Genomic DNA, 19,087 nt, shown 5'->3' on the forward strand with positions numbered 1-19,087 from the left:
AGACGACGAGGTTGATAGGCCTGAGGTGGAAGTGCAGCAATGCATGGAGCTGACAGGTACTAATCGGTCGAGGGCTTATCCAAAAACAACTAAAACAGCAAATGCGTTTCGTATCCAGTTTTCAGGCGATCAAACGCTTGAACCGTTTGGTGGCGATGGCGGAGGGGTTCCACGCGTACCCATCCCGAACACGACCGTTAAGCCCTCCAGCGCCGATGGTACTTGGACCGAAGGGTCCTGGGAGAGTAGGACGCCGCCAAGCAAAGAAGGAAGAGCACTGCCGTTCATCCGGCGGTGCTTTTTTGTGTTCGGTGAGACCTGTATTTTTGCAGGAATTTATCTTAATCGGAGGAACAAAGGGGAAAATAACTGAATTTATTATTCCGGTTGTTTCGCAAAAACGGTTCGCAAGGGCAAGAGCAACGAGAAGGGGATCTCATTGGGATAGAACCTACTGAAGAGAGCCGCCTATGACCGTTGGCCCTCTTCAGGGATAAACTAGGTTAAGGTGCTAACTTTGGCGCTCGGCGGTGATGCGTGCCTTGCTCGTAGCTATAGGTGAGTTTAAGCAAAGTTCTTTCGTCAAAGGCACGGCCCAGAAACTCGATGCCCACCGGGAGACCATCCGTCGTAAATCCGGCCGGAACCGTGATGGCCGGGAAACCGGAGAACGGGCTCAGACGATTGTTGCTGCCGGACGACTGACTTTCGCCGATCAACGCAGCCGGCTGAGTGCTTGTTGGATAGACGATGGCATCCAGGTTGTTATCTGCCATGACTTTCAGGATGGCTTCCCGGGTTAGGCTGGTGCGCTTTAGCACAATATCCTTGTATTCCTCCGTTTCCAACGTTTCGCGGGCCTCGCGGGATTTCATCGATTGCTCCTGGGCTTTGTCATATTCTCCGGAGGCAATGATTTCGGCCAAGCTATGGTAGGGAGCGTCGTCACCAAGCTCTTTCAAATAATCGTTTAGTTGGAACTTGAACTCGTAGCCGCTCAAGCTTGGATATTTATTGATCTCGGCCAGATTCGGAATTTGGATCGGGATCGCCGTGGCGCCAAGCGCCTCGAGCTCATCTACGGCTTTGTAAACAACCTCGGAAACGGCCTTTTCTTTATCGTTGCCGTCCGGGAACAGTTCGGTTGCCACGCCGATCCGGGCTCCTTTTAGACCGTTCGCATCGAGGAAATCGGTATAGCTCCCCGGGATTCGGCCAACACTGTAAGCCGTAGCGACATCGTCCGGATCATACCCGGCGGTAGCGTCAAGCAGGATCGCGGCGTCCTCTACCGTGCGGGCGATCGGACCGCCGACGTCCTGGGTCAGCGCCAGCGGGATGATGCCGTCCCGGCTGGATAGGCCGATCGTCGGCCGGATGCCGACCAGGCTGTTGAAGCTGGACGGAATGCGGATTGATCCGCCGGTATCGGTACCGAGTCCGGCGACAGCGAAATTGGCGGCGATGGCCGCTCCGGTGCCGCCGCTGGAGCCTCCGGGATAATGATCCGGGGCGTACGGGTTTTTCGTTTGACCGCCCAGCGAACTGGAGGTCGTTATGCCGAAGGCGAACTCGTGCAGATTGGTTTTGCCTAATATGATTGCACCGGCTTCTTTTAACTTAGCGATTTGATCGGCGTCCTGATCGGGCACGGAATCCTTCAAGCATAGGCAACCGGCGGTCGTGGGCATGTCGGCGGTATCAAAATTATCTTTGACCAAAATCGGAATGCCGTGCAGCGGTCCGCGCGGCCCTTGAGTCGCCCGTTCCTCGTCCAGTGCTTCAGCAATGCTCAGCGCATCGGGATTAATCGTCAGGACGGCTTGAAGGGAGATGCCCTGATCGTCATATTTTGCGATGCGGTCCAGATACATTTGCACGAGCTGTTTGGAAGTCAGCTTCCCTTGTTCCATGGCCAGCTGAATATCGGAGATCGAGGCCTCCGTAAGCACGAACGGTTTGAGGTAGCTGACGACGCGCTTATGTAGCAGTTCAAGGTCGCTTTGCGTGAGCGATTCGCCAGGCATAAACCGGGTATTGGAGGTACCTTTCATTAGTCCGGCTTGAACGACGGCGCCTACGGCTTCTGCATAGGGGGCCTGATCCGCAATATCGGCGTAGGGCTCGGCAGCGCTCTCCAATCCAAGCCACTGTTGAAGTAAGACGGCAGCGCTGCTCCGAGGCACGCTGGTGCCTGAGACCTCCGGCATCGAAAAAGAGCCTCCCGCTTCGATCGCGGCTTGCTTCATCGATTGCCGGAATTGTTCCCCGGTGACCGGCGTTTGGTTGTTCTGCGGTAAGGAAGCACTTGATGCAGAGGATGATGATGCCGCCCGGGCTTCCGGCACGCCGATGCCCCATAATCCGGCGGACATGACGGAAACTAGCAGCAGAGAACAGACTTTTTGCCAACGACGATATGGTTTCATAAGCATTTCCCCTCTCCCGATATGAAAATCAATGAAGTCTTTGAGATATCATAGTTTCATGTCAGATATGATTACAAAGGGGGTATATGCTTAAAAAAACGCATACATCTCTAGTTTGCAAAGATTTTTTCGCTAGCACTCACGATTTCATTTATTGAACAAATTTAATGTTTAAAAACTTGTGTTAATTAACATAACGCCGGAATTACACCGTTTCTTGTTTTTTTCTGAAATTCAATGTATTATTTTCAGATTCTATCAAAAAGAATGTAACCTTTTTGTTACCGACGACCCTAAAACTCCCGGTATAATTAGTATGGTATGTTAGCATCTAGGGCATTTAGCCTATCCGGAATCTATATCGGTAACGACAACAAGGTATTTTTTCAGCATATAGTCAGGGTAAGGAGGAATGGATCATGCGGCGAAGAGGAGTAGGATATTCCTTATGCTTCATGTGGGGAGTCTTGATGATGATCTTCGTCATCGCAGGCTGTGCATCTTCCGAGCCTTCGTGGACGGATTATGTGGGAGCATCGGTAGAAAAAAGTTTTCCCGTCCCCAAAGAGGCTAGTCAAACAGAAACGGCCTTGAATAACTCCAAATTGGATTATGTGCATTATTCGCTTAATGGGCTCCAGGATGACGAAGACGTGCCTGAGGCCTATCAAAAAGTGATCGAGGAGTGGGGCTGGAAGGAGAAGAAAGAGGAAAGCACCGGCACCACCCGGGTGTATGAGAAGGGGAAGCTGATCGTTCAGCTGACGCTTCATGATGACTCTTTTACGGTATTGGTTCCGAAGAAAGAGGAGAAGACCGTTATCCAAGGATTGGAAAGCAGTCCGTAGGCCAAGGGACATAAGCTCAGGCTGCAACAAGGCGGAAGATCGTCGAAACAACGTGGACAAGAGCTGATGTTAGTCGGGCAAGAAAGAAACAAACCTGTTCCCTGCAGTTGCAGGAGACAGGTTTTTTGGTATGCGCCGGGTTATGTAAGAAGACGGCCCAAAGCGGCGGAGTGCCGTGCAGGCTCAATCATTGCATATAGTAGGAAATGTCGAGGCCGGTAATTTTGATCATTCCGTCTTGGCGCTGGCCTCGGAGGCTGCCCAATACGATAAACCGCGGGGCAATGAACCAGAGGTGCCAAAAAAATAAGGAAAGCACGAAGGATGCCGGAGACCAAGGTATGAGCACGGCTATCACACAGCAACCGATCCAGGCAGAATGCAGATGTACTCGCCGGTATATCGTATAAGCAACGTACTGATCCGGCATGTATCCGACCCATGGGAGCTGCCGGGTGAAACGCCAGCGTTTGCGGGAAGAGTGACTGACGATGATGAGCACCGACCGGGAAATGACGTATTGAATCCATAAGGCAACGGGCATGGCCAGCAGGAAGAAAAACACGCTGGTCCAAGATATGAAAATCATCTCGGCAACAAGCCAGATGAAGGGAAGTATCATTAAACTGCGTATCAGGGCTTTGGGCAAAACGACTCTTTTGAGCAGCTTGTAGTGATAAAAAGTCGCGTTGGCGTTGGCTTCGGTTTCGGCGGACTTCAACAAACAACCCTCCTTCATGAATAAATAACGGTCCGCATGAAACGGACATGCTCTTCTTACTATATCGGATAATTGAAAGAATAATTAAGATTCCGCGTACAAACACAGCCGGAAGACCTACGGCATAAGATAAAGTAGGTAGCGGACTATGAAAAGGTTTAAAATAATAGAATCTGTGTCATACTGATAGTACGAGTTCAAAAAGTCGGTTTTTCAGCATCGAGAAGGTTGGATGAAGCTAGGGACGGAGTAGCGGAGCGCAGATGGATCTACGCGAGCAAAAGATGACTTTTTGAACAACCTTTGATAGTAAACAGACAAGGTGGGATCGGGAATGGACGAATTGGCCGTAAGGAATTGCATTATCTGCGGGGAGCCGAAAACCGAGGGCATTCATATCGTATCGGAATTTATCTGCGATGCTTGCGAGGCCGAAATGGTGCACACGGACGTGCAGGAGGAGAAATACCATTTCTTTATTCATCAAATGAAGCAGATCTGGGTGCAGAAAAATGCATAAAGCCGCTTGTTGAAAGGACCTGTTCTTCTTGGGAGCGGGTCCTTTTCTGTTGCCCTTCCGGGCAGGAAAGCGGTAAAATGAAGCGATGGTTATAATATAGCGATACAGCTATAGTGAGTATAAGCCATCAAGTCAATACGACGAAGTTGGAAGGATTCAGATAGATATGTCAGAGGAATATACCAACGGGGCTCCGTTATACGAGGCGTTGCTGCGGTACCGGGAAAAAAGGAACGCCTCCTTCCATGTCCCGGGGCACAAAAACGGACAGGCCTTGCGCGGTGAGGTGCGGGTTGACGGCGTTTTGCCGCACGTGATGGAAATCGACGCCACGGAAATCACCGGGACGGATGATCTCCATCATCCGGAGGGCGTGATCCGCGAGGCGCAGCGATTAGCCGCCGCCCAGTTTGGGGCGGAGGAGACGTTTTTTCTGGTTGGCGGCAGCACGGCCGGCAACCTGGCGCTGATCCTGAGCGTGTGCACCGCTCCGGGGGACGTGTTGCTCGTGCAGCGGAACGTGCATAAATCCGTCATCCACGGATTGATGCTGGCAGGCGCGCACGCGGTGTTTTTGGCGCCGCAGCAGGATGCCAGCAGCGGGCTGGCGACCATCCCGAGCGAAGCCGCGGTGCGTGAAGCCCTGCGCCGGCATCCCGGCGCCAAGGGGCTGCTGCTCACGCACCCGAGCTACTACGGGATGGGCGCGCCGCTGCGGCCGCTGGCCGAGCTGTGCCATGTGCACGGCGTGCCGCTGCTCGTCGACGAGGCGCATGGCGCCCACTTCGGCCAGCACCCGGCGCTGCCGGAGAGCGCTCTGGCCGCGGGGGCCGACGGCGTCGTGCAGTCGACGCACAAGATGCTGACCGCGCTCACGATGGGCGCGATGCTGCATGTGCAGGGCGGGCTGCTCGACCTCGCGCTGCTGCGACAGCGGCTGGCGATGCTGCAGAGCTCCAGCCCGTCTTACCCCATCATGGCTTCGCTCGACGTGAGCCGAAGCCTGCTGGGCGCGCAGGGCCCCGCCTTCTTCGAGGGCGGGCTCTCCGCAGCCGCGTACCTCCGGCGCGGCCTGGCACAGCTCTCGCGCTTCGACGTCGTGGAACCGCCGGGCGCCAGCGGAGGGGCTGCTGCATATACTATACAAGATCCATTGAAACTTGTTATATTCGACGCGACCGCAGCCCTCACCGGGTATGAACTGCAGGAGCGGCTCGAGGCCGAGGGCTGCGTCCCGGAAATGAGCGATGACCGCTATGTCGTGCTCGCGCTTGGGCCAGGAACGACGCAGCGGGATGCCGAGCGGCTGCTGCAGGCGCTGCAGCGCATCTGCGGCGGATGCGCCGGGGAAGAAACGGTTATTGTGGACGCTGACGCCGACAAGGGCGTTAAGGCGGTCGCAGAGGCTTCCAATACGGCCGATGCCGTTGAAGACGCAGCGGATGCCAACAGCAGGCTAACATCGCCGTCCGGTCTTTCCACGTGGAACAATGCGGTCCACGGACATGAACCTGCGGCGGCCGGCATACCTCGCGAGGGGACGTCCGGAGGGGATGCGGGGACTCCCGTAGCTCCCGTCCCGCTTTCGCCTGGGGAACCTGATCTCCTGCTGGCGGTGTCCGAGCCCGTGCCGTTTCGTCTTGTTCCGCTGTCCCCGGCAGAGATCGAAACGGTCCCCATCGAGGATAGCGCCGGCAGGCAGGCCGCGGAAATGATCATCCCATACCCGCCGGGCATCCCGATCGTCTATCCCGGCGAGACGGTGACGGAGGCAGCAAAGCAGCGGTTGATGCTGCTACGGCTCTCGGGAGCGAAATGCCAGGGGGCGGCCGACCCTTCTTTGGCCGGCATCCAGGTGAAAAAACGGCTGACATAACATGATTCTCAATCGAAGAAAGCAGGGAACGAAGCAGATGAACGGTCAAGCAAAAGGTTTATTCATTACGCTGGAGGGTGGTGATGGCTCAGGCAAAACAACCGTCATGCAGGAATTGGAGCAGGCGCTTGAGAAGCACGGAGTTCCTTTCATCTCCACCCGCGAGCCGGGCGGCATCGAAATCGCCGAGAAGATTCGCGATATTATCCTCAATCCGCAGCATACCGCAATGGACGCCCGTACGGAGGCGCTGCTGTACGCCGCCTCAAGGCGGCAGCATCTGGCCGAGAAGGTGGAGCCGTCCCTGGAACGGGGCATCACCGTCCTTTGCGATCGGTTCCTCGACAGCAGCCTGGCCTATCAAGGGCATGCGCGCGGCCTTGGCATCGACGAAGTACTGAATATCAACCGCTTTGCAACCAAAGGCCGGTTTCCGGATCTGACCTTCTACCTCGATATCGAGCCGGAGGCCGGGCTAGCCCGAATCGCCGCCGGCGATGGGCGGGAAGTGAACCGATTGGATATGGAGAGCCTCCAATTCCATCGGAAGGTCCGGGAGGGCTATCTGATGATTGCGGAAATGTATCCACAGCGCATCCGAATTATCGACGCTTCCCGCAGCAAGGAAGAGGTCGCCGCGGAGATCCACAGTCAACTTTCCGCGACATTAAAGAACGAGTTCAAAAAGTCAGATATTTAGCACAGAGACGAATGCTTCCGACGTATATTTTTTCAAGACGCTTTAGGTCCGATGAAGCTAGGGACGTCAGTAGCTTAGTGGAACCTATGCTATGTGAGTCGCTGAAATGGTTTCAGGGGAAATAGGCTTGCCTCGTGATCAATAGATGACTTTTTGAACAACGTCTTTAAAGGAATTCATGGCCTAGCCGTCAAATAGGATAGTATGGTACATTTTTTATAAAACGAGGAGGGACTGCAAATGAAACTAATTGTTGCGATTATCCAAGATAAAGACAGCAACCGGTTATCCAGCGCATTGGTCAAGGAGAATTATCGGGCCACCAAGCTGGCAAGTACCGGAGGGTTTCTTCGGGCGGGGAACACGACGTTTATGATCGGTGTGGATGACCATCAGGTAGACACCGTGCTGAACGTGATCCGCAACAGCTGTAAAGTGCGGGAGCAATTGGTTACCCCGGTAACTCCGATGAGCGGGACGACCGATTCGTATTTGCCGCTGCCCGTGGAAGTACAGGTGGGCGGGGCGACTGTGTTCGTGCTCCCAGTAGACCGCTTCGAACATTTCTGATAGAGGAAATCAAAAAAGTCAGCTTTCCATCACGAAGTAAGTTTCATGAAGCTGTTTCGACATCGAATCTTGAACTCAACCGGGCCTTCCGCTGCTCACGTAGGTTAGCCTACGCTGCGCTGCTCAGTCCCTAGTTTCGTCCAACCTTCCCGGTGCTGAAAACCTAACTTTTTTGATCATCATTGGGATAGAGGAAATCAAAAAAGTCAGCTTTCCATCACGAAGTAAGTTTCATGAAGCTGTTTCGACATCGAATCTTGAACTCAACCGGGCCTTCCGCTACTCACGTAGGTTAGCCTACGCTGCGCTGCTCAGTCCCTAGTTTCGTCCAACCTTCTCGGTGCTGAAAACCTAACTTTTTTGATCATCATTGGGATAGAGGAAATCAAAAAAGTCAGCTTTCCATCACGAAGAATTTCATTGAGGGAGATTCGACATCGAATTTTGTATTCAGCATATCAACCTATAGGCGGTGACCGCTTTGAAAATCGATCCTGGATTCCGGCCGCTCAAAAGCGGTTTGGGAGTGAGTGACGCCCCTGCCAAACCGGTGCAATCCAAAAGCTTCTCCGACGTCATGCAGCAGCATGGCCAGCAAGCGACCCAAGAGGAACTGAACCGAAGATTCAGGGAAATTCAAATGCAAGGGGACCGGCTGGCCCGGTCCATGACCGTCCGGGAGTTAAAGGCTTACCGGTTGATGGTCAAACGATTTCTGGAGGATACAGTGCGGCGGGGTGTGACCATCAAGGAATCCAAAGGATGGGATCGCCGCGGCCGCGGAAAACGCTACAAGCTGCTTGACGAGGTGGATGCCGCGCTGTTGGCCATGGCGGACGAACTGCTGGAGACGGAGCAAGGCAAGATCGAGCTGCTGCAAAAAATCGGCGAGATCCGCGGCATGCTGATCAATCTGAGTTTCTAATAGGGCAACTTCTAGTATTGCGGTTTTTGAAGGGAAGAGACCGAAGCATGTCATTTCAAGAGATCATCGGGCAGGATACGGCTAAGCAACTGCTGCAGAGCGGGCTTAGACGCCAGGAAATATCCCATGCCTATATATTTAGCGGACCGCCTGGAAGCGGGCAAATGGAAATGGCCATGGCCTTCGTCCAGGCGTTGTTCTGCATGCGGGGCGGGGAAGATGCATGCGGGGAATGCCTGGAATGCCGCAAGGTGCTGCATGGCAACCACCCGGATCTGTTTATGATCAAGCCCGATGGGGCAACGATCAAAATCGAACAAATCCGCGAATTGCAGCGGATATTCTCTTATCGCTCGGAGAGCGGGAATCCGAAAGCCTATATCATCGACGAGGCGGAGAAAATGACGGTACAAGCGGCTAACAGTCTGTTGAAGTTTCTCGAAGAACCCCCGTCTCCGGCCGTGGCCATCCTGTTATCCGACAATGGACGGGCTTTGCTGCCGACGATTCAATCGCGGGCGCAGTGGGTGCCGTTCACCCCGCTGGATCCGGAACGCATGCTCCAAATTTTGGCGGATGAGGGATTTCCGGCAACTTTGGCTCGAAGTGCCGTTCATCTCGCGGCAGGACTGGGGCCGTGCCGCGATCTGATCCAGCAGAATTGGTTTGCGGAAATTAGAAACGTAGTGTTACAATTAGGGAAGGAAATCGCAGGCCGTGGCGGTTCTCCTTTAATTACCGCGCAGCAAAATTTGTTCAAATCCGGCTTGGCCGATCATTTGGACATGATGTTCAATCTTTTCCATTTGTGGTTTAAAGATATGATCCACGCGCTCTATCATAAACATGATCAAATCGTTTTCATAGATGAGCTCCAGTTTGTCGTTGGACACGCTGCCTCACGCAGCGCCGAGCAATGGATTGACGCCATGGCGCTGGCAGCGGAGAGCAAGAAGAAGCTGCGGCAACATATGAACGCCCAGCTTTGCGTCGAGCAATTCCTGATTGCCGTGGAAGGACAACGGTAGGTGTCAGGGGCTTAAGCTAGACAGAATTAAGAAACTTTCTCCCGTGAAAGAGCAGGGATTTATAAAGGAAAGCGGTTTACCAGTTAGAGCTATACGAGGGGGTTAGTTTTTGTACACTGTAGTGGGCGTCCGTTTTAAAAAAGCGGGCAAAATTTATTATTTCGATCCGCTGGAGCTTCCTGTCGAGAAGGACCAGAGCGTGATTGTTGAAACCGCGCGCGGGATCGAATATGGTAAAGTGGTGGTCGGCAAGAAGAAGGTTGGAGAATCCGATGTCGTCCTTCCGCTCAAGAAGGTCATACGGATTGCCGATGACGCCGACGCCTGTGTTGTGGATGAGAATAAGTTTGCGGCAAAAAATGCTTTTGCCACATGTTTAAATAAAATCAAGGATCATGATTTGAAAATGAAGCTGGTCGACGTGGAATTTACGTTCGACCGCAACAAAATCATTTTTTATTTCACGGCGGAAGGCCGCGTTGATTTCCGCGAATTGGTCAAGGATTTGGCCAGCATTTTCCGGACCCGGATCGAGCTGAGACAAATCGGCGTGCGGGACGAAGCCAAAATGCTGGGCGGTATCGGTCCTTGCGGGCGGGTGCTCTGCTGTTCGTCCTGGCTGGGGGATTTTGAGCCGGTTTCGATCAAAATGGCCAAAGATCAAAGCCTGTCGCTGAACCCGACGAAGATATCCGGTTTATGCGGACGGTTAATGTGCTGCTTGAAGTTTGAGCACGATAACTACGAAAGCATCAAAGAAGAGCTTCCATCCGTAGGCAAAGTGGTGGTCACTTCGCTCGGCGACGGCAAAGTTGTCGGGATCAACGCCGGATCGCGCACCGTACATGTACAGCTGTTCGAAATAGGGAAAGTGAAGGAGCTTCCGTTGGACGATGTCGTCCTGAAATAGGAACCGCTCTTTCAGATAAACTTTAGAGATGACTCTGGGGTGGGAACTTGGAGAACAAGGACATTTTCACGCATATGCAGGCGCTGGAAACGCAAATGGGAAAAGTACACGGCGATTTGGGCACCCTCAAGCTAGAGGTAAAGAAGCTGGTGGAAGAAAACCAGCGGCTTCTGCTCGAAAATGAACAGCTGCGCAAAATATTAAAGCGGGAAAGCATGGAAGGGCGATTGCCGCTTCCGACGGCGGAGAGAACCGCCGATCCGCTGCTGGCCGGCAAGGAAGCGATCGATGTCGTGGGCGAGGGCTACGATAATCTGGCGCGTCTTTATCACGAAGGCTTTCATATATGCAACGTATATTATGGGCATCTTCGCACGGAAGGCGACTGCCTCTTCTGCTTGTCATTTTTGAATAAATAATGAACCGTGGGGAACAACCCTACGGTTTTTTTTGAAGTTGGGGAAGGTTATGCATTTTGGACCTGTATACCGGGAGTTCGCAGGGGATACTTTGGAGTGGGACAAGGGGAGCGTTCCTGGCGTTTTTTTCCTTTTCGGAGATCCTTTGGTGTACTTTTTGCAACAATCGCTGCGGATTAGTCCCAACACGCCGAGATTGTTGTACAATGTGTAATATTTCCAAAACGAACAAGCTTATAAAGGAAGGAATCCGTTTTGAACAACGTACCGATTTATGACCAAGAACGGGTGGATGACCTGCTCACCCACGATTTGCACATTATTCAGAGCGACGAAGTATTCAGCTTTTCGATGGATGCCGTTTTGCTGGCGCGGTTTGCCCCGGTACCCAAATATGGAAAAATCCTCGATCTATGCACCGGAAACGGCGTCATTCCCCTGCTGCTGTCAACGCGTACGGAAGCGGCCATCGAAGGGATCGAAATTCAACCGCGCCTTGCGGACATGGCTCGCCGCAGCGTCGAGATGAACAAGCTGGCGGATCGCATCTGCATTCGCGAGGGGGATTTGCGTGAATTAGTGAAGGAGACCGGGCACGGCGTATACGATGCGATTACGGTCAATCCGCCGTATATGCCGCTGACGACGGGCGAGACGAAGCTGAATGAACACCAGGCCATCGCCCGCCATGAGATTCACTGCAGCCTGGAGGAGGTGGCCGCGTCCGCGATGCGGTTGGTCCGCCCCGGCGGCAAGGTGTCGATGGTGCACAAGCCCCAGCGCTTGGGCGAGATTATGACGATTCTTAGGCAGTTTCGATTGGAGCCGAAGGTCATCCGCTTCGTGCATCCCCGAGCGGGCGCCGAGGCCAACATGGTATTGATCGAAGCGCTGCGGGACGGCAAGCCGGACGTTCGGGTGCTTCCTCCGTTGATCGTATACGGTGAAAATGGGGAATACTGCGAGGAAATCATGAATATCTATTACGGGCCAAAAGAGGGTAGAGCATGAACGTAAACGTACAGAAAAGCTTTGAGACGACGTCCGACGATTTCTCCCGAACCGGCAGCGGCAAGCTGTTCCTGGTCGGCACGCCGATCGGCAATCTGGAGGACATGACCTTTCGGGCCGTCCGTACTTTGCAGGAGGCCGATATCATCGCTGCGGAGGACACGAGGCAGACGCGGAAGCTGTTAACGCATTTTGATATCTCGCCAGGCAAATTGCTCAGTTATCATGAGCATAATAAGGCCGCCAGCGGTCCTGAGTTGATACGCTTTATAATAGAAGGAAAAAATTTGGCGCTGGTCAGCGATGCCGGTTTGCCGGCGATTTCCGACCCTGGGAGCGACCTCGTCAAACTGGCGCTGGAAGCGGGTATTTCGGTCGTTCCGGTGCCGGGGGCGAACGCGGCCTTATCCGCGTTGATCGTCTCGGGTTTGCCGACGGAACGCTTTATGTTTCTGGGCTTTTTGCCTCGGGATCACAAAGAGCGGGAGACGAAGCTGAAATCGCTGGTGGACGAAGAAGGCACGCTGTTGATGTACGAGTCCCCGCATCGGCTCGTCAAAACGCTCGAATCCCTGTTCGAGGTTTGGGGGGACCGGCGGATCGTGCTGGCTCGGGAATTAACCAAACGTTACGAGGAGTTCGCTCGGGGCACGCTGCAGGATTGTTTGTCCTGGCTCCAGGAGCATCCGCCGTTGGGAGAATATTGTCTGGTTGTCGAAGGGGCGCATCCCGATCAGGTGAAGGAAAGACGCGATGCCTGGTGGCAAACGTTATCGGTGGAAGAGCATGTGCTGCATTACGAGAACGAAAGCGGAATGACGCGAAAGGAGGCGATGAAGAAAACGGCTGCCGATCGGGGCGTGTCCAAACGGGATATTTACAATCAGCTGTTATAGCTACAAAATTTATCCGGGCAAAAAAAAGGGGCCTTCGCTAGGCCGGGTTCAAGCCAAGGAAGGCACCAAGGAGATATGAAAAAGGTTAGAATTAACAGTTTCAGTAAATCTATTATATACTATAATTCCTAATTTGTCACAGGGGTAGGAAGCTCCGTAATACATTCATGGCAAACAATTTTGCCTTTGAAGTAAGTGACGTTCTCGGCGTTGCCGCAGAAAATGCAGGCAGGCTCATATTTCTTCAGCATAATGCGCTCGCCGTCCACATAAATCTCGAGTGCGTCTTTCTCGCCAATGCCCAGGGTACGGCGCAATTCGATAGGGATAACGACACGACCCAGTTCGTCGACCTTTCTTACAATACCTGTTGATTTCATCATAACTGATGATTGCCCCTCTCGCTATAGTTTTTTAAGTGTCATTATTCGACATTGTTCTATCTTTTATGATTTTTATAATACCAACCATTGCCAGAATAGTCAACCTATTTATGGCAGAGTTCATTATTATTTCTAAAATATTGCTGTACATAACTCCTGAAAGCACTTATATACCTAGAGAGTTCGCAATACACTATAATTCGACATTTTGGAAATCACTAATTTGACACTTTACAACATAATTCGACATTAACCGTCGGCGTCAGTCATAATCTCTCTTTATTTTTCAAAAACCGATTTTGACGAAAAAGGAGTGGGTTCACGATGTATCGGCAGCTTCGCGAAGAAAAAGTATTTAAAGATCCCGTACATAATTATATTCACGTACAGGACGAAGTGATCTGGTCTCTCATTAATACGCCGGAATTCCAGCGTCTACGCCGCATCCGTCAGCTCGGGACATCGTATTTGACGTTCCATGGGGCGGAGCACAGCCGGTTCTCCCATTCGCTGGGCGTCTATGAAATTACGCGGCGGATCATCTCCCAATTCGAGCGCAGCGGATACGCCGATTGGCCCAGCGGGGAGAAGATGGTTGCCCTTTGCGCTGCACTGCTGCACGATTTGGGACATGGGCCGTTTTCGCATTCCATTGAACAGGCGTTTCAAATGCATCACGAGGATTGGACCTGCAAAATCCTGCTGGGCGACACCGAGGCCGGTGCGGTGCTGCAAAGCATCTCGCCCGATTTCCCGGAGAAGGTGGCAGCGGTGATCCGCAAGGATTACGATAATCCGATCGTCGTTAATCTGGTGTCGAGCCCGCTGGACGCGGACCGGATGGATTATCTGCTGCGGGACGCTTATTTTACCGGCGTCAATTACGGCACCATCGACATGGATCGGATCCTGCGGATGCTGCGTCCCTTCCAAGGACGGGTCGTTGTTAAGGAATCGGGCATGCACGCGGTCGAAGACTATTTAATGTCACGTTACCAGATGTATTGGCAGGTCTATTTCCATCCGGTAACCCGGAGCTCCGAAATTATCCTGCGGCAGATTCTGCGACGGGCTAAGGAGCTGTACCGGAATGGGCATGCGTTTGCGTTTCTTCCCCACCCGCTCCCCGGGCTTTTCCAAGGCGATATCGGCGTTAGCGATTATTTGCAGCTCGACGAGGCGTTAATGCAGACCGCCTTTATGCAATGGAAGAACGAGCGCGATGCGCTGCTCAGCGACCTGTGCACCCGTTTCTTGGATCGCAAATTGTATAAATATGTAGAACTCGAGACGAAGGATTTGGAAATGCTCGGCGAGATCCGCCATGCGCTGGAGCGGGTCAACCTGAATCCAGATTACGACATGGAAATTGATTTTCCCACGGATCTGCCGTATGATGTGTTCCGTCCGGATGAGGGGGTTCGCGAGAAGCAAATCTTGCTGCTGGACCGGCAAGAACGCCTGCGGGAAATCTCCGAGGTGTCCGATATCGTGAGGTCGATCAGCGGACTGCAACGGGGGAAATACCATTTGTACTATCCGGATGATAAATTAAGCGCCGTCATGGGACGGCTGCCCCAGCCCGTAGCTCAAATTTTCGCGCAAAGAAGTTAGGAGGATACCCACAACATGTTATTCGATACGCATACGCATTTGGACGCTCCCCAATTCGACGAGGATCGCGAGGAAGTGATCGAACGCGCCGTGGCGCAAGGGGTAACGCGGATGATCAATATCGGTTTTAACCGCGAAACGATCCCGTCGACGATGAAGCTGGCGGAGTCGTACGATTTCATTTATGCCGCCGTCGGCTGGCATCCGCAGGACGCGGTTACGATGCAGGAAGGCGATTTGGACTGGATCGCCGAATTGTGCAAGCACGAGAAGGTAGTCGCGATCGGTGAAATCGGGCTCGATTATTATTGGGACACGTCGCCCAAAGAGGTTCAGCACGAGGTGTTCCGCAAACAAATCGGACTGGCCCGCAGCTTGGGGCTGCCCATTTCCATTCATAACCGCGATGCTCATGAAGACGTCGTGCGGATTCTCCGCGAGGAGAAAGCGCATGAGGTGGGCGGCGTGATGCATTCCTTCTCCGGCAGTTGGGAAATTGCCAAAATGTGTCTGGATTTGGGATTTCATTTGTCATTTGGCGGACCCATTACGTTTAAAAATGCAAAACAGCCGAAAGAAGTGCTGGCGAAGACGCCGATGGACCGGCTGCTGATCGAAACGGATTCCCCTTATTTAACGCCGCATCCATTTCGTGGAAAGCGAAACGAGTCGGCTCACGTTCGACTGGTTGCCGAGATGGCCGCTGAGTTAAAAGGGGTCACTTTGGAGGAAATCGCGGAAATTACGACCCGAAATGCTCTGGAACGATTTGGAATAAGGAGCATTTGAGAGAAAACATGATGAGAAAATGAGGATTTAGGAAAGATTGATGCGTTTTGATCAATAAAAACGAGTTTATTACATTTTTTTAACCATTTATTAAAAAAAACGTGGTTGATTCGACCTTTACAACATGCATCGAAACAGGATAGAATTTTTTCAGTAATCGATTTGGCTCATTTTGGACAGACGGATGAACCATTCGATGCTTGGTTCCATGAACCAGTCTCGCTGAATCTCCTTACGGAGAACGGGGGAACCGATGCAAGTATGGATTTGGCAGTAGCTGTTCGTGCTTGTATTTGATTTCTTCACAGGGTCTATGGGGTGAATTCGAGGTCATTGCGCCATGAGCGAATGAACCGAGAAAGGGCGACTCTCTTTCGTCCGAATCCGACAGCTAACCTCGTAAGCGTATCAAGAGAGGTAACTCGTGCAGCCTATTACACCAAGACAATCAGGAAGCCACGAAGGAGTTCCTCTAACTCTTTCTTTGGGCTTCTTTTGTTTTGAATAAAAGTAATAGGGTCGTCATACTGTTGATAAAACAGGAGGTGACATCTGCAGGGAAGACTGGTCAGGATGCGAAATGCGCGGCTTGGTTAAGCGCGTTTCGTAAATAAGAACTGTAGTCACGTCATTTGTTATCTTGCATCGACCTAGACGGCGGGACTATGAAGGAGGACGGAAGAAATGGGCATTTTCCGCAAAGAGGAGACCCATGAATCACGCTCATCCAGCATGTCTTACGCAATGCGATGGAAGCATGAGAATTTTCGTCAGATTACGCTCGTCGGCGTTCTGGCCATCGCGGGAATCATCATCATCCTAATCTGGCTCTTCGGTCAGGAAAATAAACAAGTGTCCCTGGTTGTCGACGGAAATGTCCAATCGGTGGAGACGCAAGAATCCAGCGTCGCGAATCTGCTGGATGCGCAGTCGATCGAGCTGCATCCGAAGGATTCCGTATCGAGTCCGCTGGACGGACAGCTCAAAGACGGAGACCGCATTGTCATTGTACGCGCGGTGCCGGTAAAGGTGAGCGTAGATGGGGTTGTCAAGACCCACTTCACGACGAAAGACAACGTCGAAGGCGCCATTTCCGAGCTTGGCGTCACGGTGGACCAGGACGACAAAGTCACGCCGGCGCTTAACAGCAAGGTGGCCTCGGGACTGGACATCAAGATCGTGCGGGTCAGCAAGCAAAAGGTGCAATCGCAGGAAGCCGTGCCTTTCACCGTCGTCAAGACCTCGGACGACAGTTTGCTGAAAGGCAAAACAAAGGTTGTTCAACAAGGCAGTGAAGGTTTGGTCACCCACAACATTGAGAAAACATACGAGGACGGAAAGTTCGTGGCGAAGCGGTGGCTTGGCAAGGAGGTCTCCAAGAAGGCCCAGCCGAAAGTCGTTGCCGTCGGCACGAAGCAGCCGACAGCCGTTCTGTCCGCCAGCATCAGCCGTAGCTCGAATACGGTCAACATCAGCGGGCTGACAACCAAAGGCGGCGTCTCTTTCAAATATAAAAAAGTACTTAAAGACGTCACATTAACCGCCTATTCTTCGGAAGAAGACGGCATCGGCACCCGTACGGCCTCCGGCACCCGAGTGACGGAGGGCAGAACGATCGCCGTCGACAAAGACGTCGTTCCGCTCGGCTGGTGGGTTTATATCGAGGGGATCGGCTTCCGCAAGGCGGAGGATACCGGCGGGGCGATCGAAGGAAACAAGATGGACGTGTATTACGATACCCTGAAGGCAGCCAAGAATTTTGGCCGCAAGAAAGGCCGTACCGTCTATGTCATCGGCCCGACGAAGCCGGAACTGAACTAGCTTTCCCTGTTTTACAATGCAGGGGGAATAAGATACTATTAGGATGATGTAAAGACAAGACTTGGATTAGAAGAGGATGATATCCTCTTCTTTTTGTTTTGAATCCAAGGCGAGAGCGGAAGGGAAGAACAGATCCATGATCAAAGAGGTCATTGTGGTGGAGGGCCGGGATGACACCGTCGCCATCAAACGGGCCGTCGAAGCGGATACGATCGAGACGGGCGGTTCGGCCATCAATGAGTCCACGCTGAAGAAGATCGCTTTGGCCCAGGAGCGCCGAGGCGTCATTATATTTACCGACCCCGACCATGCCGGGGAGCGGATTCGCAAAATCGTCGCGGCGCGGGTACCGGGCTGCAAGCACGCGTTCCTGCGCGAGGCCGACGCCACGAAACGGGGCGACATCGGCGTGGAGAACGCTTCTCCGGACGCGATTCGCGAAGCCCTGTCGCGCGTGCGCAGCGAAGTGCCGGGAGTAGAGGGGCAGATCGATTGGGAAGACTTGATCACAGCGGGGCTAATCGTGCACCCTGAAGCTGCCGCGCGCCGGAAAGCGTTAGGCGAACGGCTGGGGATCGGGTATTGCAACGGCAAGCAACTGTACAAGCGGTTGACGGTGTTCCGCATCAGCCGCGAGGAATTCGCCACCGCGCTTGCCGAGTTAGAGGACAAAGGAGTTAACGGGCCATGAGCATGAGGGAAGATATATCGACGCCGCGCCGGACGAAGGAGATCATCCAGCGGCACGGTTTTTCGTTTAAAAAAAGTTTGGGGCAGAATTTTCTGATCGACCAGAACATTCTCGGCAAGATCGTCGCGGCGGCCGGTTTGGACGAGACCAAAGGGGCGCTGGAGATCGGACCGGGCATCGGCGCGTTGACGGAGAAGCTCGCCAAGGAGGCGGGCAAAGTGGCCGCCGTTGAAATCGACCAACGCCTGCTGCCGATCCTGCAGGAGGTGCTGGAGCCTTACCCGCACGTTCACGTTGTTCACGGGGACGTGCTGAAGCTCGATCTGCAGGCGTTGTTTGCCGCCGAATTCAGCGGCGTCAGCGGCGTTAGCGTCGTCGCTAACCTGCCGTACTACGTGACGACGCCGATCTTGATGAAGCTGCTGGAGGAGAAGCTGCCGCTCGAGCATATCGTCGTCATGATTCAGAAGGAAGTCGCCGAGCGCATGGCCGCTTCGCCCGGCGGCAAAGAGTACGGCAGCCTCAGCATCGCCGTGCAGTATTACAGCGTGCCGGAGCTGATCTGTACGGTGCCGCATAGCGTCTTTATCCCCCAGCCTAACGTGGAATCGGCGGTGATCCGGCTGTCGGTGCGGGAGACGCCGGCGGTGGCCGTGGCGGACGAGGCGTTTTTCTTCGAGGTGGTACAGGCCTCTTTTGCCCAAAGACGGAAGACGATATCCAATAATCTCAAAAGCCGCTTCTTCCCGAAGGAAGGGCGCGAGCGCCTGGAACAGCTGCTGGAGCAGGCCGGTATTTTGCCGTCCAGGCGGGCCGAAACGTTGAGCCTTGAGGAGTTCGCCAAGCTTAGCGATACGCTGCTGGAGGCGGGGATGAAGGAGCCGCACCTGTAACCAATACCTCCCTTCGCCCATACGATGGGGTAGAGGTGATTGA

Annotated in this window: 19 protein-coding genes, 2 rRNA genes and 1 riboswitch; of the genes, 18 read left to right on the forward strand and 3 right to left on the reverse strand. The window is 53.3% G+C overall.

Annotation, left to right across the window (positions count from 1 at the left end):
• Nucleotides 1-83 (forward strand): 23S ribosomal RNA (locus ACQ4N8_RS14545); the annotation flags it as partial.
• A 62-nt stretch (nt 84-145) separates the two neighbouring features.
• Nucleotides 146-262 (forward strand): 5S ribosomal RNA (gene rrf / locus ACQ4N8_RS14550).
• Between the two features lie 241 nt (nt 263-503).
• On the opposite strand, the gene ACQ4N8_RS14555 is transcribed toward rrf, so the two are convergent.
• Nucleotides 504-2,429 carry an amidase family protein gene (locus tag ACQ4N8_RS14555; protein ID WP_430705100.1) on the reverse strand — a complete coding sequence of 642 codons (1,926 nt, stop codon included), beginning with the start codon at nt 2,427-2,429 and terminating at the stop codon, nt 504-506.
• Nucleotides 2,430-2,848: 419 nt separating this feature from the next.
• Between ACQ4N8_RS14555 and ACQ4N8_RS14560 the strand changes: the two genes are divergently transcribed.
• Nucleotides 2,849-3,277: a hypothetical protein gene (locus ACQ4N8_RS14560; RefSeq protein ID WP_430705101.1), complete on the forward strand. Its 429-nt coding sequence runs from the start codon at nt 2,849-2,851 to the stop codon at nt 3,275-3,277.
• Between the two features lie 187 nt (nt 3,278-3,464).
• Here the strand turns inward: ACQ4N8_RS14560 and ACQ4N8_RS14565 are convergent, their stop codons facing one another.
• Nucleotides 3,465-3,998 carry a hypothetical protein gene (locus ACQ4N8_RS14565; RefSeq protein ID WP_430705102.1) on the reverse strand — a complete coding sequence of 178 codons (534 nt, stop codon included), beginning with the start codon at nt 3,996-3,998 and terminating at the stop codon, nt 3,465-3,467.
• 334 nt (nt 3,999-4,332) lie between these two features.
• Here ACQ4N8_RS14565 and ACQ4N8_RS14570 point away from each other — a divergent pair, with 334 nt between their 5' ends.
• From ACQ4N8_RS14570 to rsmI, 10 genes are all read left to right on the forward strand, one after another.
• The gene (locus tag ACQ4N8_RS14570; RefSeq protein ID WP_430705103.1) at nt 4,333-4,518 is read left to right on the forward strand and encodes a sigma factor G inhibitor Gin; all 186 of its coding nucleotides are present in this window, start codon (nt 4,333-4,335) and stop codon (nt 4,516-4,518) included.
• A 166-nt stretch (nt 4,519-4,684) separates the two neighbouring features.
• Nucleotides 4,685-6,394 (forward strand): aminotransferase class I/II-fold pyridoxal phosphate-dependent enzyme, encoded by a 1,710-nt coding sequence (locus tag ACQ4N8_RS14575; RefSeq protein ID WP_430705104.1) that lies wholly within the window; start codon nt 4,685-4,687, stop codon nt 6,392-6,394.
• Between the two features lie 37 nt (nt 6,395-6,431).
• Entirely contained in the window at nt 6,432-7,094 is a 663-nt protein-coding gene (gene tmk, locus ACQ4N8_RS14580) for a dTMP kinase (RefSeq protein WP_430705105.1), read from the forward strand.
• 240 nt (nt 7,095-7,334) lie between these two features.
• Nucleotides 7,335-7,664, forward strand: coding sequence for a cyclic-di-AMP receptor (locus tag ACQ4N8_RS14585; protein WP_430705106.1), 330 nt, complete (start codon nt 7,335-7,337; stop codon nt 7,662-7,664).
• A 481-nt stretch (nt 7,665-8,145) separates the two neighbouring features.
• On the forward strand, nt 8,146-8,589 hold the full coding sequence (locus ACQ4N8_RS14590) for a YaaR family protein (protein ID WP_430705107.1): 444 nt from the start codon (nt 8,146-8,148) through the stop codon (nt 8,587-8,589).
• 47 nt (nt 8,590-8,636) lie between these two features.
• Complete coding sequence (gene holB, locus ACQ4N8_RS14595) at nt 8,637-9,617, forward strand: DNA polymerase III subunit delta' (RefSeq protein ID WP_430705108.1); 981 nt, start codon at nt 8,637-8,639, stop codon at nt 9,615-9,617.
• A 109-nt stretch (nt 9,618-9,726) separates the two neighbouring features.
• Nucleotides 9,727-10,527, forward strand: coding sequence for a PSP1 domain-containing protein (locus tag ACQ4N8_RS14600; RefSeq protein WP_430705109.1), 801 nt, complete (start codon nt 9,727-9,729; stop codon nt 10,525-10,527).
• A gap of 47 nt (nt 10,528-10,574) precedes the next feature.
• The gene (yabA, locus tag ACQ4N8_RS14605; RefSeq protein ID WP_430705110.1) at nt 10,575-10,946 is read left to right on the forward strand and encodes a DNA replication initiation control protein YabA; all 372 of its coding nucleotides are present in this window, start codon (nt 10,575-10,577) and stop codon (nt 10,944-10,946) included.
• 255 nt (nt 10,947-11,201) lie between these two features.
• Nucleotides 11,202-11,957, forward strand: a complete 756-nt coding sequence (locus ACQ4N8_RS14610; RefSeq protein ID WP_430705111.1) for a tRNA1(Val) (adenine(37)-N6)-methyltransferase — start codon at nt 11,202-11,204, stop codon at nt 11,955-11,957.
• Nucleotides 11,954-12,853, forward strand: coding sequence for a 16S rRNA (cytidine(1402)-2'-O)-methyltransferase (gene rsmI / locus ACQ4N8_RS14615; RefSeq protein WP_430705112.1), 900 nt, complete (start codon nt 11,954-11,956; stop codon nt 12,851-12,853). Before ACQ4N8_RS14610 ends, rsmI begins: the two co-directional genes overlap by 4 nt.
• A gap of 128 nt (nt 12,854-12,981) precedes the next feature.
• Here rsmI and ACQ4N8_RS14620 read toward each other — a convergent pair whose 3' ends face one another.
• Nucleotides 12,982-13,236 (reverse strand): AbrB/MazE/SpoVT family DNA-binding domain-containing protein, encoded by a 255-nt coding sequence (locus tag ACQ4N8_RS14620; RefSeq protein WP_009226360.1) that lies wholly within the window; start codon nt 13,234-13,236, stop codon nt 12,982-12,984.
• 324 nt (nt 13,237-13,560) lie between these two features.
• Between ACQ4N8_RS14620 and ACQ4N8_RS14625 the strand changes: the two genes are divergently transcribed.
• From ACQ4N8_RS14625 to rsmA, 5 genes are all read left to right on the forward strand, one after another.
• The gene (locus ACQ4N8_RS14625; protein ID WP_430705113.1) at nt 13,561-14,850 is read left to right on the forward strand and encodes an HD domain-containing protein; all 1,290 of its coding nucleotides are present in this window, start codon (nt 13,561-13,563) and stop codon (nt 14,848-14,850) included.
• A gap of 15 nt (nt 14,851-14,865) precedes the next feature.
• Nucleotides 14,866-15,639 (forward strand): TatD family hydrolase, encoded by a 774-nt coding sequence (locus tag ACQ4N8_RS14630; protein WP_430705114.1) that lies wholly within the window; start codon nt 14,866-14,868, stop codon nt 15,637-15,639.
• Between the two features lie 210 nt (nt 15,640-15,849).
• Nucleotides 15,850-16,061, forward strand: a riboswitch (cyclic di-AMP (ydaO/yuaA leader).
• Nucleotides 16,062-16,323: 262 nt separating this feature from the next.
• Nucleotides 16,324-17,460, forward strand: a complete 1,137-nt coding sequence (locus ACQ4N8_RS14635; RefSeq protein ID WP_430705115.1) for a ubiquitin-like domain-containing protein — start codon at nt 16,324-16,326, stop codon at nt 17,458-17,460.
• Nucleotides 17,461-17,596: 136 nt separating this feature from the next.
• Entirely contained in the window at nt 17,597-18,151 is a 555-nt protein-coding gene (rnmV, locus tag ACQ4N8_RS14640) for a ribonuclease M5 (protein WP_430705116.1), read from the forward strand.
• Nucleotides 18,148-19,044 carry a 16S rRNA (adenine(1518)-N(6)/adenine(1519)-N(6))-dimethyltransferase RsmA gene (gene rsmA, locus ACQ4N8_RS14645; RefSeq protein WP_430705117.1) on the forward strand — a complete coding sequence of 299 codons (897 nt, stop codon included), beginning with the start codon at nt 18,148-18,150 and terminating at the stop codon, nt 19,042-19,044. Before rnmV ends, rsmA begins: the two co-directional genes overlap by 4 nt.
• Nucleotides 19,045-19,087: the final 43 nt, after the last annotated feature.

The sequence above is a fragment of the Paenibacillus macerans genome (genome assembly GCF_050565405.1).
GTDB classification, from domain to species: Bacteria; Bacillota; Bacilli; order Paenibacillales; family Paenibacillaceae; genus Fontibacillus; species Fontibacillus macerans_B.

Coding starts and splice junctions, on each gene's coding strand:
- ACQ4N8_RS14555 (WP_430705100.1), bottom strand. CDS start 2,429: ATGAAACCATATCGTCGTTGGCAAAAAGTCTGTTCTCTGCTGCTAGTT.
- ACQ4N8_RS14560 (WP_430705101.1), top strand. CDS start 2,849: ATGCGGCGAAGAGGAGTAGGATATTCCTTATGCTTCATGTGGGGAGTC.
- ACQ4N8_RS14570 (WP_430705103.1), top strand. CDS start 4,333: ATGGACGAATTGGCCGTAAGGAATTGCATTATCTGCGGGGAGCCGAAA.
- ACQ4N8_RS14575 (WP_430705104.1), top strand. CDS start 4,685: ATGTCAGAGGAATATACCAACGGGGCTCCGTTATACGAGGCGTTGCTG.
- tmk (WP_430705105.1), top strand. CDS start 6,432: ATGAACGGTCAAGCAAAAGGTTTATTCATTACGCTGGAGGGTGGTGAT.
- ACQ4N8_RS14585 (WP_430705106.1), top strand. CDS start 7,335: ATGAAACTAATTGTTGCGATTATCCAAGATAAAGACAGCAACCGGTTA.
- holB (WP_430705108.1), top strand. CDS start 8,637: ATGTCATTTCAAGAGATCATCGGGCAGGATACGGCTAAGCAACTGCTG.
- rsmI (WP_430705112.1), top strand. CDS start 11,954: ATGAACGTAAACGTACAGAAAAGCTTTGAGACGACGTCCGACGATTTC.
- ACQ4N8_RS14620 (WP_009226360.1), bottom strand. CDS start 13,236: ATGATGAAATCAACAGGTATTGTAAGAAAGGTCGACGAACTGGGTCGT.
- ACQ4N8_RS14625 (WP_430705113.1), top strand. CDS start 13,561: ATGTATCGGCAGCTTCGCGAAGAAAAAGTATTTAAAGATCCCGTACAT.
- ACQ4N8_RS14630 (WP_430705114.1), top strand. CDS start 14,866: ATGTTATTCGATACGCATACGCATTTGGACGCTCCCCAATTCGACGAG.
- ACQ4N8_RS14635 (WP_430705115.1), top strand. CDS start 16,324: ATGGGCATTTTCCGCAAAGAGGAGACCCATGAATCACGCTCATCCAGC.
- rnmV (WP_430705116.1), top strand. CDS start 17,597: ATGATCAAAGAGGTCATTGTGGTGGAGGGCCGGGATGACACCGTCGCC.
- rsmA (WP_430705117.1), top strand. CDS start 18,148: ATGAGCATGAGGGAAGATATATCGACGCCGCGCCGGACGAAGGAGATC.